At 66.5% G+C, this 14,438-nt stretch carries 12 protein-coding genes and 3 pseudogenes; 7 read left to right on the top strand and 8 right to left on the bottom strand.

Annotation, left to right across the window (positions count from 1 at the left end; genetic code table 11):
* Nucleotides 1–668 precede the first annotated feature (668 nt).
* A pseudogene (locus ACFQ7F_RS41240) lies at nucleotides 669–1,343 on the top strand (restriction endonuclease).
* Nucleotides 1,344–1,504: 161 nt separating this feature from the next.
* Here the strand turns inward: ACFQ7F_RS41240 and ACFQ7F_RS41235 are convergent.
* The 3 genes and pseudogenes from ACFQ7F_RS41235 to ACFQ7F_RS41225 form a co-directional block, all read right to left on the bottom strand.
* Nucleotides 1,505–1,950, bottom strand: a pseudogene (locus tag ACFQ7F_RS41235) (hypothetical protein).
* Between the two features lie 39 nt (nucleotides 1,951–1,989).
* A complete protein-coding gene (locus ACFQ7F_RS41230) occupies nucleotides 1,990–2,292 on the bottom strand; it encodes a hypothetical protein (protein ID WP_383283057.1) in 303 nt (100 codons plus the stop codon).
* A 58-nt stretch (nucleotides 2,293–2,350) separates the two neighbouring features.
* Nucleotides 2,351–2,686 (bottom strand): hypothetical protein, encoded by a 336-nt coding sequence (locus ACFQ7F_RS41225; protein WP_383283051.1) that lies wholly within the window; start codon nucleotides 2,684–2,686, stop codon nucleotides 2,351–2,353.
* Between the two features lie 223 nt (nucleotides 2,687–2,909).
* Between ACFQ7F_RS41225 and ACFQ7F_RS41220 the strand changes: the two genes are divergently transcribed.
* Nucleotides 2,910–4,127: a hypothetical protein gene (locus ACFQ7F_RS41220; RefSeq protein ID WP_383283054.1), complete on the top strand. Its 1,218-nt coding sequence runs from the start codon at nucleotides 2,910–2,912 to the stop codon at nucleotides 4,125–4,127.
* Nucleotides 4,128–4,737: 610 nt separating this feature from the next.
* Nucleotides 4,738–5,811, top strand: coding sequence for a hypothetical protein (locus tag ACFQ7F_RS41215; RefSeq protein WP_383283049.1), 1,074 nt, complete (start codon nucleotides 4,738–4,740; stop codon nucleotides 5,809–5,811).
* A 505-nt stretch (nucleotides 5,812–6,316) separates the two neighbouring features.
* On the opposite strand, the gene ACFQ7F_RS41210 is transcribed toward ACFQ7F_RS41215, so the two are convergent.
* Nucleotides 6,317–7,459, bottom strand: a complete 1,143-nt coding sequence (locus tag ACFQ7F_RS41210) for a hypothetical protein (protein WP_383283046.1) — start codon at nucleotides 7,457–7,459, stop codon at nucleotides 6,317–6,319.
* Between the two features lie 805 nt (nucleotides 7,460–8,264).
* Here ACFQ7F_RS41210 and ACFQ7F_RS41205 point away from each other — a divergent pair.
* Nucleotides 8,265–8,682, top strand: a pseudogene (locus tag ACFQ7F_RS41205) (alcohol dehydrogenase catalytic domain-containing protein); the annotation flags it as partial.
* A gap of 1,076 nt (nucleotides 8,683–9,758) precedes the next feature.
* Here ACFQ7F_RS41205 and ACFQ7F_RS41200 read toward each other — a convergent pair.
* Entirely contained in the window at nucleotides 9,759–10,223 is a 465-nt protein-coding gene (locus ACFQ7F_RS41200) for an ATP-binding protein (RefSeq protein ID WP_383283043.1), read from the bottom strand.
* A gap of 354 nt (nucleotides 10,224–10,577) precedes the next feature.
* On the opposite strand from ACFQ7F_RS41200, the gene ACFQ7F_RS41195 reads away from it, so the two are divergent.
* A complete protein-coding gene (locus tag ACFQ7F_RS41195) occupies nucleotides 10,578–10,991 on the top strand; it encodes an STAS domain-containing protein (protein ID WP_383283040.1) in 414 nt (137 codons plus the stop codon).
* An 80-nt stretch (nucleotides 10,992–11,071) separates the two neighbouring features.
* On the opposite strand, the gene ACFQ7F_RS41190 is transcribed toward ACFQ7F_RS41195, so the two are convergent.
* Complete coding sequence (locus ACFQ7F_RS41190) at nucleotides 11,072–11,284, bottom strand: hypothetical protein (RefSeq protein ID WP_383283037.1); 213 nt, start codon at nucleotides 11,282–11,284, stop codon at nucleotides 11,072–11,074.
* 602 nt (nucleotides 11,285–11,886) lie between these two features.
* Between ACFQ7F_RS41190 and ACFQ7F_RS41185 the strand changes: the two genes are divergently transcribed.
* Nucleotides 11,887–12,600, top strand: a complete 714-nt coding sequence (locus ACFQ7F_RS41185; protein WP_383283034.1) for a hypothetical protein — start codon at nucleotides 11,887–11,889, stop codon at nucleotides 12,598–12,600.
* Between the two features lie 10 nt (nucleotides 12,601–12,610).
* Here ACFQ7F_RS41185 and ACFQ7F_RS41180 read toward each other — a convergent pair whose 3' ends face one another.
* Complete coding sequence (locus tag ACFQ7F_RS41180; RefSeq protein WP_383283031.1) at nucleotides 12,611–12,850, bottom strand: hypothetical protein; 240 nt, start codon at nucleotides 12,848–12,850, stop codon at nucleotides 12,611–12,613.
* 70 nt (nucleotides 12,851–12,920) lie between these two features.
* On the bottom strand, nucleotides 12,921–13,331 hold the full coding sequence (locus ACFQ7F_RS41175) for a DUF6221 family protein (RefSeq protein WP_383283029.1): 411 nt from the start codon (nucleotides 13,329–13,331) through the stop codon (nucleotides 12,921–12,923).
* A 356-nt stretch (nucleotides 13,332–13,687) separates the two neighbouring features.
* Here ACFQ7F_RS41175 and ACFQ7F_RS41170 point away from each other — a divergent pair, with 356 nt between their 5' ends.
* Complete coding sequence (locus tag ACFQ7F_RS41170) at nucleotides 13,688–14,347, top strand: hypothetical protein (protein WP_383283026.1); 660 nt, start codon at nucleotides 13,688–13,690, stop codon at nucleotides 14,345–14,347.
* The last annotated feature ends 91 nt before the right edge of the window (nucleotides 14,348–14,438 follow it).

Genomic DNA, 14,438 nt, shown 5'->3' with positions numbered 1-14,438 from the left:
GTCAGAAATGGCAGGGACCAGTTTGCTGGCCTACCTGAGTGGGATCAGTGGTGGCCGGAGAGGGCTATCAGCACCAGCAGGATGATGAAGAACGTCGTGCCTGCGCCGGCCGCCGCGACGGCGGTCAGGGGCGTGATGATCCGGCGGTGGCCGCGTACGCGAGTCCCGTCGGCTCGGTAGTGGGGACGGACGTGGCGGTCGGGGTGCCGGCGGGGATGTGCCGGACGGGGCGACGGCGCGGGGCCGTAGTGCGACGTCGGGGGGTGGTAACCGGCGCGGCTGTACGCGGGCGGGCCTTGCGGTTGTGGGCGCGGACGACGACGCCGTCCTTGCGGACGTATCAGCGGACACGGGGCACGGTGAGGAGTCCTCGCTGTGAGAGGGGGGTGGTCAAACCCCCGGGCGGGGCCGGGTGTTCCTCGGCGCAACATTCGATGTTAGCGGCGCCCACTGACAATCCGGTCGCAGTCAACTCGCCCACAATGCAAGCGGGTTGAGGCCGCAGGGCTATTTTCGGCCGGTTGATCTCGTGGTGCGTCGGGCTGTCAGTGCCAGGTGCTCTCATGAAGGTGTAGCGGGGAGCTGCGACAGTGAGGGGGAGCTGTGCCCGGACATCGGGAAGATGGCAGGGGCCTGCCGCGAGGGCGCCAGCGGTCGGGGGAGGCGCAGTGAGCCGCCGGCGCCGCGGCGGCGATGAGGAGCTGCTGGTCGCCCTGGGCGTGCTGGTCGTGGTCGGTCTGGTCCTGGTCAAGGTCGGCCAGTGGGTGTGGGCGCACTGGTGGGTCCTGGTAGTCCTCTGCCTGGTGGCCGCCGCGACGCTGGCCGCGTGGTGCTACCGGAGGATCGACCAGATCCGTTCCGCGCAGCTGCGTGTAGATGGCCTGACCTACTCGCTCGGCCAGATCGACGCGATGCACCACAGTGCCTTCGAGCACGCCATACGCGATCTGCTGGCACGCGACGGGTCACGCGACGCTCTGCGCTGCGGCGGCCGGGGCGACCTCGGCGCCGACGTGAAGGGGCACGACCCGCAAGGCCGCTACTGGGTGATCCAGTGCAAGCACCGACGCAACGGACTGACCGGATCGGCAGTCGGCACACCGGATCTGTAAACCCTCAACGGCACCGGACGGCCCGTGCACAAGGGCGACGTCGTCGTGCTGGTGACCAACGGCCGGGTCTCGGCCCCGGCGCAGCAGTTTGCCCGCCAGCAGCGCCTGCACCTGGTCGACCGGCACCTGCTGGAGCAGTGGGCCCGGGGTCGCCGGCCTTTGTGGGAGCTGCTGCCTGCACTGCCCGCACCGCGCAAACCGTCCCGGCGCGGGCCGGCGACTCGGCTCTGAATCCCGGCCCTTGTCTCACCCGCCCCACGCATGAGAAGGCCGACGCCATGGAACACGGCGTCGGCCTTCGTGGGTGTAGGTTCTCACTTTCGATGTCAGGCGCCGGCGCTATGGTCTGGACGTTCCCCTCCAGTCTCACGACGTGTCGGCAGGCAGCTGTCTCAGATCGATGTCATTTCCTCAGACTGCCCAGCCGGCTGCGCCGGACCTAATGAGCCTGCATCGGCGGCCGTCCGTTCCATCCACTTCCGCACCTTCATTGCTTGCTCGATGCGGTTGACGATGTCCTTCTTGGACGCCGTGTCCAAGGTCTCCGAGATCTTGTCGAAGGTGTCGGGAAGGACATCGAGGAGACCCCAGATCTGCTCGCCGGTGCTGACGGTCAGCAGTTGCTGGCACCTCCACTGCAGCGGCACCTCGGGACGGTGCGTGAGCCGCTGCACGAGTGTCGGGAACAGGTAGTGCGTCGCTTCTACGGCGAGGTGCTCTCGTAGCCAGTCGACCGGGAGCCGCGCTGGCTGAAGCCATGCATGGCGTCCTCCCGGGCCAGGTCCAAGAGCTGAGCGGTGTCGACGGCTCGGACGGTGCGGGGAAGGGTCGGGGTCATGTCGCGATGACGCCAAGAAGCCAGTGCGGCGCCGAGAGGTCAGCTGGGCCGGGATGCGATCTGCTGACGGGCAAGGCCCCAGACGTCCTCGAACTCCTCGAAGGTGAGTTGTTCGGGTTCGTGGCCTTCCCATTCCGAGACGGGCAGCTCAGCGGTGATCCCGAATCTGCTGTCGTAATCACCGAGGCGGCCTGCGTCGCGGGCCCGCTGCCACTCGGCGAGGGAAGCAGCTGCGATTGGGATCAGCTCTGGTCCTTCGAGTTCGAGCTGCCGGATCACCCAGCCTTCGGCGTCGACCTCGAAGTAGAACCAGATGTCTTCCTCGTCCCAGAAGCAGCGCATCCATGTGGTCACCAGGCCATGATGCCGGGCCAGAGGCGCCGCCCTACTCCGCTCTGTCTCATGACTGGGCGATGAATCCTGCGGATCGGTCGAGCTGGAAAGGAGAACCGACCCGGGTTGGATCCCAGCCTTGATCCCATGCCTCTCGAATGCTGGCAACAACGTGAGCCGGACGAATGGGCTCCGCCTCGACGCCCACCCAGTTGCTGGGATGAGCCTGACCGCTGGTGACGATCAAGGTCGTGCCCGGCTGGCTGCCGCTGGCCGCTTCAACCGCATAGGTCAGCGGTGTCCAGCAGAGGCCCTGCATGTAGGAGGGCTTCCTGCGGATCCGCCAGCGGTACTCGATCCCGTCAACGGTTATGCGCCGGAAACCCTTCTTGTTCAGCGCCATCTTCGCCTCCTCCGCTGTGGGACTCTGCTGTGTTGCCGCGGTCGCGAATTGCAGGTTGCACGCGAACGTCCCGAACGTTGTCGCCGACAAGCGTCTTCGGGACTACGGATGGGTTGATCAGCCCATAATTGGAGTCAGTGCCGAGCGACCCGGCGCATCGCACCCGCCCCGGGTGCACTCACCGCGATCGGAGAGCATCGTGAAGAACAGCCCGTTGTGGCGAGTGGTTGACAACGAGAGTGGTAGCCAGTCCATCGTCAGCACGCCCTCCGAGGCGGTCGCGTTCGTCAACAGCCGGTTCGACACCGATGACGACGACGAGCCGTTCAGCATCACCGAGGTCGGTCCTCTCCTTCCGAAGCCGCTCGGGGTCATCACCGCATGGGCCGCCGAGAAGGACTGCGAGCGAACCGACGGGCGTACTGCCCCGATCACCATCAGGCCGGTTGTGACGGACAACGCCGGCGAGTGCGATGCCGTAGTGCTCTGGCGCGACGTGTACGTCTCCTGGGACCACGACATGTACACCGTCGAGGAGCCGGACAGCTCCGAGTACAGCGAGGCTTACAGCGCTGCCGAGTTGAGCGCGATCCTCGACGAGTACGCCGACGACTACGAGTACGCGCCTGAAGGGCCCGACAGCCACAGGTGGCCGAAACCGGAAGAGTTGATCACCTACGGCGCCCAGGAGTGCGCCAAGCGGTTCGGGCACCTCGACGACGACGCCCTGCTGTGGCTCGCTGCCACCCGCATCACGCTCGCGGTGTGGCGCAACACACCCGTCGAGAACTGGCATGCCGGGAAGAGTCCGCTCCACGACGGCACAATGATGCGGATCAACACGGCAACCACCCGACTCGTGCGCTCGATGCTGTCGTTCGACCATGTCGACTGGATCGGTCTCGGTCTCGCGATCGTCAACCCGTCCCGGGTTCTACCGACCGGGCAGTCTGTTCTCGAGCTCGGGCTGGCCTGCCACAATCCTGACGACCCAGCGCACGAGGCTGATCCGCGCGAAGAACTCGCGGAGATGGCACAGGACGCGATCGCTTGGGGGCGAGCGTACTGCCTTCGCGAGAAGACGTTCGGCCTGCGAACCCTGATCGAATTCTTCTGCGCGTCCGACAACGGCTGGTTCGGAACACCGAGTTGGGGGCGCATCGTCGATCGGTTCACTACGGCTGTCGACGACCGGGAGAATGCGCACTGGCACGTGCACCGAGACAAGCCTTGGTTCGACGAGTGGTTCACCAACCGCCCGGTCGACATTGCGGACACCACGGAACTTCGTCGGCTGCTCCATGCCGGGCCCGACCTGCTGTCCGAGGAGGCCGCCGAATGGTGCGTGGATGGTGCCATCGGCTACGTCTGCCGGGACGACCACGCGAACGGCTGCCTGCAGTGCAGCATCCCACTGGCAACGGAGTCCCCCAACGTGTGAACGTGGGCACCAGCGTAGAAAAGCAGCAACCCACTGACCGCGCTCTCTCTTGCCTACTGCGACCTGCGAATCTCAGCATGGTGTCGGATCCGACTTCCATCCGACACCGACCGTGAGATTCCGACACGGAATTTGAGATCCCACAGTGGGGTCTGCGCGGCAACGCAGAGACTGTAACCCTGGTGTTCGTTGGGGAAGACCAAGGCACTCCCGGTGCTGGATACCAGCATGATCGCACTTGCCAATCGGGGGCCGCTAAAAGGCAACGAGTTGTCTAGGTGTGCGAAGCCGCGCGCTGAGGACCGCCGAGGGTCCGTGACAGGCCCGCGCACCCCGCCCATTCCACGGGCGAGCGGCCCCGGCCGCCGACACCGTACCCGACACTGGCCGAACTCACGGGCCCTCACCCGTAGATGTCATCTGAACGAAGCACTGTCCTTCAGCCTGCCTGAATTCCCGTAACGGGAACGGGCATCGTGAGCGGGGCAGCGCAGGTGCACAACCGTGGGAGGGCCGCGTGCGCGGGGACCTGAACGAGCGGCAGCACGCCGTACTCTCCTGGGTGAGTCAAGGGTGCCCCTCCGGGTTTTGGCCGGACAGTACGTACAAGGTGAGCGCTCAGGCTCTGCAATGCCGAGGTCTGATCAAAGTCACCAAACGGCGTGGGTATTGGAACGCCGAGCTCACCGATAAGGGACGACAGTATCTCGCCGATACCGGTATCGGCCCACGGAACCATGACACCGAAGCACCTGAGGCGCCGGAGGATCTGGCGACACGACGCCCCCAAACCACGCCGAAGACCCGCACGAACTACACCGACCAGCTCCTCGAAGAACTGACAGCCAACAACAACCGCCTCGTCAAGGCGAACGAATCCGGCCCGCACGCAGCGAACTGGGCATCGCGGATCAGCGCCGCACGCCAGTCCGGCAAGATCCCGCACTCACAGGAACTGCGCGGAAAGCAGACCTACAGCGGCTACGAAATCAAGCTCGTCGACATCCCCGCCTGGCGGCTCACCGAACTCACCCCCATCACCGTGCCCGCCAGGCTCACCAAACCCCATGCAGTGGTCGCAGCCCTCCAAAAACGCCCCCAGGGCATGTGGCTGACCAAATCCGTGCACAACCGAGCTCTACGCCTCATCCAAGCCCTTGTTACCGCCGCCGAATCAAAGGGCCACACGACCGCACTCGGCCCCACTCCAGACGCTCCCCCGCCCCGCCACCGCCGACAGGCAGCACCCCACTTCACCATCACCGCCCAAGCCGAATCCATCGACGTCCTCGTCCTACAGGAACAAAACCACAGCAAACACATCCCCACCGACACGGAACGCGCCGACGCCGAAAAGCACACGTGGATGCGCATCCCCCGCTTCGACTACACCCCCGCCAACCGGCTGCGTTTCATCCTCCGGGCGGCACCCCGCACCGCGGCAGCGAATGGACCGACCTCGACGGCCGCCCCCTGGAAGACCAACTTGCCGAAATCGCGCAGGAAGTCGACCTCCGAGGCGAAGCCGCGGAACAACGCCGACACGCAGACGAGCAAGCCCAGGAGGCGGCACGGCAGAACCGGGAAACCGCCCTGCACAATGCGCACGCCGCATACGCCCACGCCTATCGCGTCGAGCATCTCGAAAAGCAGGCAGACGCGTGGCACGAAGCCAAGCGCCTGACCGAATTCGTCACAGCAGTACGTGAACACGCCGCATCCCTGCCACCCGGGCAGGAAAGGACCGAGATCGAGGAGTGGCTCGCGTTCGCAGACGCCCACCTTCAGCAGCTCACCAGAGCCGCCTCAGCGCCGAAGCTACCCACGCCGCCGCACCCCAGCCGCGCAGATCTTGAGCCGTACCTCGCCACCGTGGTCGTCCGCGAACCGAGGGCCCTCCTCGGCCCCAAAGCCAGAGATCCTCAGACCGCACCCGACAAGTCATCAACTGAGTGAACAAATATTTGACGGCCTGTCAGGCAAATGAATGATCAACTGGCGGACCGTCAGAACGTGCGTCAGAAGAGCTCCACGTGCGTCAGATATGCGTCAAGATATCGCCCGTAACGCACACAACGCACACTCGCCAAAACAGCAGGTCGGCCAGCCTTTTCGGCGGGCTCAAGGATCGCGACGCACTCAACGTGCTGGGTCACCGGCAGCAGGTCGGCGAACTACTTGTGCGCGCGTCACCGACCACCCCGCCGTTCCGGCCCGTCAGGGCTCCATCCCCTGAGATATGGCTTGAGTTCCTCCGGCGTAGGTTCGCGTGCGTCCGGCATCTTCGGCAGCTCACTCAAGGGGTCGATCGACCTCACGTACGCCCTTGCCCACTCCAACCAGCGCCGGGTCTGACTCAGAGTCGGCTCGTCTACAAGGCCGTGAAGCTCGCCAATACGATGTTCCCATGCCGTGCAGTACGCGCTGAGGGCAGCAGACTCCTGCCAGCGCCCGGCCTCTTCGCGTAGTGCCTGGGCAAGTTGTTCGCGAACAGCCTGTTCTTTCGCCACCTCCACGGCCGCTCGCCAGCGAACTTCGCGTTCCACAATGGCCTGCTGCTCGTCCTGCCTGCGCCGGGCGTCTTGTGCCGCTCGTACCTCGATCTCTCCAAGGACCGCGCCCAGGGCCTCTTCGAGCGTCCGGGTCTTCCGATCTCGCCAGCGGCCGGGCCGGTCGGTCAGGCCATGAGCGAGCTCCACGACGAGGCGCGAGGAGCGGTCGGGATCCGTGGACTGCGGGAACTCCTGCCTGACACTGACGGTGTAAGGGAGGCCGTCGATAGCAATGTCCACTCCGCCCTCGCGTGGGCGGAAGAACGAGTGGGCCTTCCGCACCTCGTACCCTCGCCGGACCGCCTCAGCCGACAGTCCCTGCAGCAGAAGAAGCGACCTTCGGCGGAGCACAGAAGGCATGACGAGTCGGCGCTCGTCGTCTTTGAGCGCGGTCACGATCGGATGGAGGTTCCCCAGCCGTGAGGGAACGGGAACCGGAGCCCCGCCCGCCTTCGCCCGTTGACTCCGCGCATTGGGATGCGGGCCATCCGCAAGGAACAGCTCCAGCCCCGGCCCACCGTACGGAACCTTCTCAATGCGCTTGCCCGCTGGTTCCAGGCCGTGCCGTTTCGCATAGTTGACGACGCGCCGCCACTCCGCGACCTCGTCGTCATCAGGGTCGGTGATCCGAAAGCGGCCCTCGGCGACGAGCCGCTCGATCAGCTCTTGAGCCTTCGCCCGCCGGGCCCGCGCGACGGGACTCTCGCTGTAGGGCGTCCGAGGGCTGGCGGGCACTGCCGGCTCACTGTCACCAGAGACCTCAGAGTCGTCGTCGATCATCAGGACCCCACCATCCCGCAAGTCATCGGCCGAGCGCCAGTTACTCGACGTCCAGGCTCCACCACCCTGGCTGGAAACTAGGCGGTTCGACGAATCCGGCCTGCCGTACAGAGCCGAAAGACACCCGTCAGCTGTGGGAGTCCCCCCTGGGACTTTTCTGGGACTTCCGGCCCCATCAAGCGGCACGAACGTGAAATAGCCGAAAGGTCATTCGCGCAGGTCAGCGACCGCCAACCGCTCATCGCGGCAGGTCACCGCACTCGCTGGTCTCTTCCGCGACATCTGATCTGCAGGACCCGGCGACTCCGCTTTGAGCGTCATCAGCCCTCGGCGTTGCCTCGTCACTCGCAGCCTTGACGCCCCCTGACCTGCCCAACGTCCGCCTGACACCCCATCAGAACGAGCGTCAAATGAGCGTCACGAGCGTCATTTCAGCGTCAAGATATCGCCCGTAACGCCCACATCGCACATAATGCGCACGGGCAAAACCGCAGGTCAGGAGCCCTTCGCGACCGGCTCCAGAATCGCCACGCACTCCACATGGTGCGTCATCGGGAACAGGTTGAGAAGCCTCCGCCTTGGAGAGCTGGCCAAGCACGAACACCGGGACTCAGTCAATGCGTAGAGTGACCAGGCAATTGGGCCGCGAACCCGCATGGCGTACCCCTGGCGAGCACGCCCACTGGGGAGAATTGAGCCGCGTGGGGAGAATCAACTACACAAGGCTGAACGAGCGTGAAAGACCCAGAAAGAAGCATCGCCCCAGTTCAGGCCACTCCCGAAGTCCAAACGCCCCGGCCCCGGTATCCAGGACGCCACGATCTGCGGCACGGACCTGCACATCCTGAAGGGCGACGTGCCGGAAGTACACCCCGGTACGGTCCTCGGCCACGAAGCTGTCGGTGAAGTGGTCGAGATCGGAAGCGATGTGCGCACGGTCCGTCCCGGCGACCGGGTCCTGGTCTCGTGTATCACGGCGTGCGGCCGCTGCCGCTTCTGCCGGGAGGGGTCCTACGGGCAGTGCCTCGGCGGCGGAGGCTGGCACCTCGGCCACAGGATCGACGGCACACAGTCCGAGTACGTCCGCGTGCCCCACGCGGATCTGTCCGTGCACGCACTGCCTGGCTCGGTAGGGAGCGCGGACGCCGTGCTCCTGGCCGACATCTTCCCCACCGCCTACGAGGTGGGCGTGCTGAGCGGCGGGCGCGTTGGCGGGAAGGATCGCGTCCTTGGTATTCCCGCTCGACGAGCCGGTGTACACGAGGCAATAGGACACGGACGGGTCGCCGCCCGTGGCCGGGGCTTGGATGACCAGCACCTGCTCGGGTCCGGCCTGGGTAGCGATCTCCGGTGACGGACTCGGGGCAGGGGCCTGTTGTTGCGGCGGTGACGAGGAAGAAGAAGCACTGCTTGTGCCGCTGGGCGCCGGACGGCTTGCAGGAGGCGAGTTCTCCGCATTACGCGGCGACGTGCTCGGACTCGCTGCGGCCCCAGTGCGCGGAGGGCCCGAGGCGAGATGCACGGTGAGGGCGCCCGCAAGGCCGCCGACGACCGCGACTGCAACGAACACCGCGCCCCAGCGCGCCCACGGTTGACGCAGCGGGCCGGCGGGGGCTGGCTGGACGGACACCGTCGGGATGTTGTTCAGGGTGTCGCCGTTGTGGAACCGTGCGAGTTCCTCATCCGGACGCGGCGGGCGCTGCGGGGTGTCGGTCATGGGGCCCCTGGGTCTCACGAAGGTGAACCGGCAGTCTCCTCCGGGCAGAAGGTCGGCGGGAGCAGTTTGGGATTTCTCGCCCTCATCGACGAAACGCGCACGTGGCCAGCCACTCCCTGGCGCTGCATCCAGATATTCCAGTGCTTTGCCGTACCGCGATCACTACTGTGAAGACATCCAGGTGCGAAGGGGCGGGCTACTTCCACTGTCAATGGGGCGGTCGCGGGTTCGAATCCCGTCGTCGACTTCGGGTCGGCGTAGCTCAGCGGCTAGAGCACCTTGTCGCCTGCACCGACTCTGATCTCTGGACACCTGACGCAAGCCGTCTGCCACGGGGAACCAGGCGGACGGCTTCCTCATGTGGCCCGCCTTCTCGTCGTCCAGCGCTCCCAGGGGGCGACCTACCCGCCGCGGCCGCTCCGGTCCGCCGTGCTGCGTACCTACTTATCGAGCAGGCCCTGACTCTGGGGCCGAAGGAGCACTCCATTGGATCTTGGTGGATAACTCGGCAACTGTGGATATCCCGCCCCCCTCACGGAGCGCCGGTGTCAGAGCCTGTGTTTCATCAAAACCTCAAGCAGGTCACATGACGAGGCATGCTGGACGCCTGCCCGGGTCGTCGGCCAGCATGATGACGGCTTTGATCCGTTTGCCCACCGGCTCACGCCGTATCTCCAGAAACCGGCACACGCCCGTCACGATCTCCAAGCCGTGCATACCTACCCGCCCAGGGTCCACGCCACGGATCACCGGCAGCGTCGGATCGGCGTCCCACACGCTGACCTCCACGCCTCCGCCGCTGATCTCCAATTCCAGTAGGCACGGACCGGGCGCGTACTTGTAGGCGTTGGTGACCAGCTCACTCGCCACGAGCTGCACCATGCCCATCACGCGCACGGAGACCGGAATGCCGTGAACGGCCTGGACTTCGATCAGAAACTGGCGGACGGCATCTCGGGCAGTAGCCACCGGCTCACGTCCCATGAGCGCCTCGGTGGACAGTATCGGGCGGCCGGAGAGCGGCTGCGCTTCGCTTCTGTGCACCATTGCTTCACACCGCGCCCTTGGCCAGAGTCCACCGCTAACGACTGCCGACTACCCCCACATCGACCTCACACGCAGTTCTGGGAGCAGGCAGCCGGGAGAACTCACTTTCGAAGAAAGCATGACTGACTGTGTTGTGAGGGTTGATGTTGCCGACATTCAAAGGCAGTTGGAGAGTTTTGGTGGGAGGATCGACGCTCTCCTCCCCTCGGGGGCTCAAATGTGCATAGTGGCGACCAAGGCCGAGCCGTACGCGACGATGCGCCCTGCCCATCGTGCCGGTTCGTCGGGGCGATCGCTGAGGCGCAAGTACGGGATGGCCCGGCGGTGAGCGCTGCCACGAGGGTGCGGTCGGGGGTGAACGCCGATCCGAACCAGCGAACAAAGGGCCTGCGGATGGCTTTGGAACGCAGCCCCCTCACCCCCGACCTTTTTATGACGCTGACTCTGACCGGAGAGCTGGACACCGACAGCATCCCGGCCCTCTGCGAGCTCACGTCGAAGGTTCTGACCGAGGGCAGCCGACACCTGATCATGGACCTGACCGGAGTGACGCGCTGCGACGACGCCAGCCTCTTCACGGTCCTTGGCATCCGCCAGGCCGTCCACCACGTGGGCGGCAGCCTCATCCTGGCCAACCCCAGCCCATCGGTGCAAAACACCCTGGCGCGAAGCGCCCTGCGAGACCAACTGACCTACGACGACATCCTCGCCCAAGGCCCACCGCGTAGGTCCGCACCGCCCGACGGCTTTCCAGGCAGGCCAAAGTGATCCGGCTACCGGATCTTGTGGCTTGTGGGGCGCTTCGAAGTGCAGGACGCAAGGGCGACTGAGCAGGAGCAAGGGAGGCCCTACGCCGCCTTGTAGTGGTGCGCCCGCCCACCCCGCCACGTCACCCATGCCGGGTCATCGAGCAGCCCCTCCGCGTCCGGCAGCCCGGCACGGCGCAGGAACTCGATCACATCCGCATCCGAGTGCGCGAGGCCAAGGATCTGCCCGCGCGCCGTCACCCGCCGGCCACCTGTACCGGACGGCGGATGGACGACTATCGGCGCGATGGACATACCACCAGCGTCCCCCGAACGAACTGTCGACGCATCTGCACTCGATAACGGGGAAGGGGGCCCGGAGCCCCTGTGCCCAGACCCTGCGCGGAGGCTTGCCGCGCTGCCAGTTACTCCAACACGCCGAGCCCAGCTTCAGACCGGCAGCGGTGGGTACCCGACTAACGGCGACTCGGTAGGCGGCGAGACGCGGCCACCGCCAGTCGCTCGAACCAGCGGCGGCCGCCCAGGCGCAGGGCGATGGCTCCCCCATCTCCCACGCGCCGGCGTCCTCACGGGCCGGGGGGCAGGAGTCCCCCGCCGGGATCTGAGGACGTATAGGCCGGGGTTGCGTTCGCTGCAGAACGTGGCCCCGGCCGCTTGATGCCTTGCCTCGGTTCGAGCCCGGGAGCCGGGCGCGGGCGCCTGTCTTTCGAGATTTTAAGTCAGCGTGGCTGAGACGGTAGAGCGAAAATGGGCCTACTCCAGTACGCCAAGCTTGGCGTCCGGGCGGCAGTGCGGGCACGCGCCCCCTCGTACCCGACGGGATGCGCAACCCCGTCCTGGCCAAGCAGTACGTACCCCCTCCTCTATCAGCCTCAGAGGCGGGGCATACTCCCCGCATGGGCACCGACCCCCTGGTGAATTCGGCCGCTCCAATCAACGCCCCACAGCCCCGGGACATGCGCGAACCGGGGGCAGATGAACAGCGACGGATGGCCGACAAACGAGAAGCCATCGCGGATGAGCGGGAAGCCATCGCGGATGAGCGCGAGACCATCGCCGACAGGCGGGAAGTCGCTGCCGATGCGCGGGAAGCCACTGCGGATGCGCGGCAAGACCGGCTCGTCGCCGAGGAGACAGGCCTGGACGCACGGGCTCGGGCAGCCGGGGATTCGGCTACAAGGATCCAGCAACGCTCGTACGAGCAGATCGATCGGGTTCAGGGCCTGCTGACGGCCAGCCAGGAACGTCTGGGCCGCAACACGGCAGGACTGCGCCGCTCGGACGCGACGAGGCAACGGGAACAAGAAGCCATCGACCGCGAGGCCTGCGCCTCCCGCACCCGGATGGACGCGCAGGGCCCGGCACCACTCAAGGCCCTGGAGACCCAGGCCGACCGGCTTCGAGAGCAGGCCGCAGCGGCAGCCGAGGCACTGGCCACAGTCGAGGACACCCTGGCCCACGAGCACGAAAGGCATCACCGAGTCCAGCAAGCGGCCACTCACCGGCACCACGCCGCACAGGCCCGCATTGCGGCCAGCGCACTGCGCGCCCTCACCGAACCGCCCGAGGGCGACGACGGCACCACACTGCTTCCCCGCCAACCAACGTGACGGCAAGCCGCTACTCGACCGGGTCCTCCTCGGCGTGCCGAACGGCCTCCTTCACGGTCATCTCGACCTCATGCCGCGGCTGCCCGGTCGCCTCGGCGTGCACCGTGACAGCGCCCTGGAAAGCCGCCGCAGCCTCCGACCAGAGGCGCCATTGCGCCGCGTACTCCTCACCGTCAAGGCCCGCGAGTCCTGCGCGCGCCTCTTCAGCGGAACGTTCCAGCTTGATCAATTCATCGGTGATGTCAGCCACGGACGGATCTTAGGCGGACCGCAGAGAGCCCCTACCTCGACCCGCCAGACAGGGACTCGACGTCGCGCGGCTACGGCCGCCACTCCTCACGGTAGCCAGGCCGGTCCTCGTACGGGAGCGCGAGGAGACGCACGATGGGGGCCAGACGCCGACCGGTCTCGATCAGCACGCTTTCCTGCGCGTGCAGCCGCCCGAACTCGTCTAGCTCCTTGTCCGTCAGCGCACGCATCCGCGTACGCAAGGCCACACGCTCCGCTACGGCAGTCACGTAGAGATCGAGGATGCGCCGGTCGGCGTCGATCTCGCGCAGCACCCGCGCCGGCGACCACGCCGACCGCCGCCACTCAGGCGGCTGAACCACGTCCTCCACCCATCGGCCGCCGATCCTCCGGCGCGTCGTGGTCGTCTTCTTCAGCGCGTCCTCGGCCTCGCGCTGCTCCTCGTCGAGCTGCTCGCCGAGCCACTGCACGAGATCATCCATCGCTACGCCTCCTTCGGCAGCCGATCCTTGCACGAGCCGGTGTGCCCACGGATGATGTTCTGCACCACGACCGGCGACATCTTCAACCGCACCGCGATGGCCCGAATCGTCACCGGCGGAGTCGGCACGCGCCGCGTACGCCGCCGGTGTCGTCGCCACACCCCAGGTCCAGCACAGCCTCGACCCCGGGTACGTCCGCTGGCAGACGGAGCACAGCCGGGCCGAACTGGGCCGCGACCGGCTCGATGCGGTGTTCCTGCACAACCCTGAGTACGCCCGGCAGGCGTACCGCCCGGCGTACACGTCGCGGCTGCGCCGCGTTCGCTGCCCTCGAAGAGGGCGTCCACGCCGGTCATTTGACGGCGTACGGAGTGGCGACGTGGGCCGGGTTCACCGAGGACGCGTTCAATGTGCCGCTGCTCGACCGTCTGGCCGCCGAGGCGGCAGGCAGCCCAGAGCATCACCTGCGCGTCATTCAGCTCCCGGTCAGTCTCGTCATGGACACCCGTCTGAGTGAAGCCCTGCTCGGGGACGGGCCGATCGTCCAGGCGGCAGACCGCGGTTGGGAAGTCCACGCTTCCGCCCCGCTCCACGGCGGAGAGCTGCTCACGATGGCAACGCCCGAGGTCGCAGCCCTTGTCCAGGAGGGCGCCGGTATCGCCGACGCCTGCCTGGCTGCTGCCGCCTCCTGCCCGGGTGTCTCAAGAGTCCTCGTGGCCACCAGCCAGGGGCCGCACTGGGAGGACGTGCGGTTGGGCGTCGGCGGGCCCGCACACCGGCCGCGCGCCCTTGCGCCTCTGCACGCCTCTGTCGCCGCTGCGCGGCCCCGCGTCCTTACCGTCGCTGGTATGACCGAGCGGATACGGGTGTCCATCGAGGACGCCGAGCCGATGAACGTCGTCGAGTTCGAGACCGGCGACGGCGCCCTGGCGCTCATCATCTATGGGCCCGGCCCGGACTACTGCGTAGACGAGGTCGCGTTCATCCCGGCCGAGCACCGCATCCAAGGCGCCTAGGGCGTTTCTGATGGCTCTTGGACGGTGTCGCGGAGCCAGATGACCATTGCTGTGACGGTCAGTGTGCCGTTGAAGATGTAGTCGCGTTTGT

This window comes from Streptomyces sp. NPDC056486 (genome assembly GCF_042795295.1).
GTDB lineage: Bacteria > Actinomycetota > Actinomycetes > Streptomycetales > Streptomycetaceae > Streptomyces.
The sequence above is the reverse complement of the archived record's forward strand: the minus strand, read 5'-3'. Positions and strand labels throughout refer to the sequence as shown.

Bases quoted from the DNA above. Each gene is read 5' to 3' on its own strand.
- ACFQ7F_RS41200 (WP_383283043.1), bottom strand. From the start codon at position 10,223: ATGGTGCACAGAAGCGAAGCGCAGCCGCTCTCCGGCCGCCCGATACTG.
- ACFQ7F_RS41210 (WP_383283046.1), bottom strand. From the start codon at position 7,459: ATGATCGACGACGACTCTGAGGTCTCTGGTGACAGTGAGCCGGCAGTG.
- ACFQ7F_RS41185 (WP_383283034.1), top strand. From the start codon at position 11,887: ATGGGCACCGACCCCCTGGTGAATTCGGCCGCTCCAATCAACGCCCCA.
- ACFQ7F_RS41225 (WP_383283051.1), bottom strand. From the start codon at position 2,686: ATGGCGCTGAACAAGAAGGGTTTCCGGCGCATAACCGTTGACGGGATC.
- ACFQ7F_RS41230 (WP_383283057.1), bottom strand. From the start codon at position 2,292: ATGCGCTGCTTCTGGGACGAGGAAGACATCTGGTTCTACTTCGAGGTC.
- ACFQ7F_RS41190 (WP_383283037.1), bottom strand. From the start codon at position 11,284: ATGTCCATCGCGCCGATAGTCGTCCATCCGCCGTCCGGTACAGGTGGC.
- ACFQ7F_RS41175 (WP_383283029.1), bottom strand. From the start codon at position 13,331: ATGGATGATCTCGTGCAGTGGCTCGGCGAGCAGCTCGACGAGGAGCAG.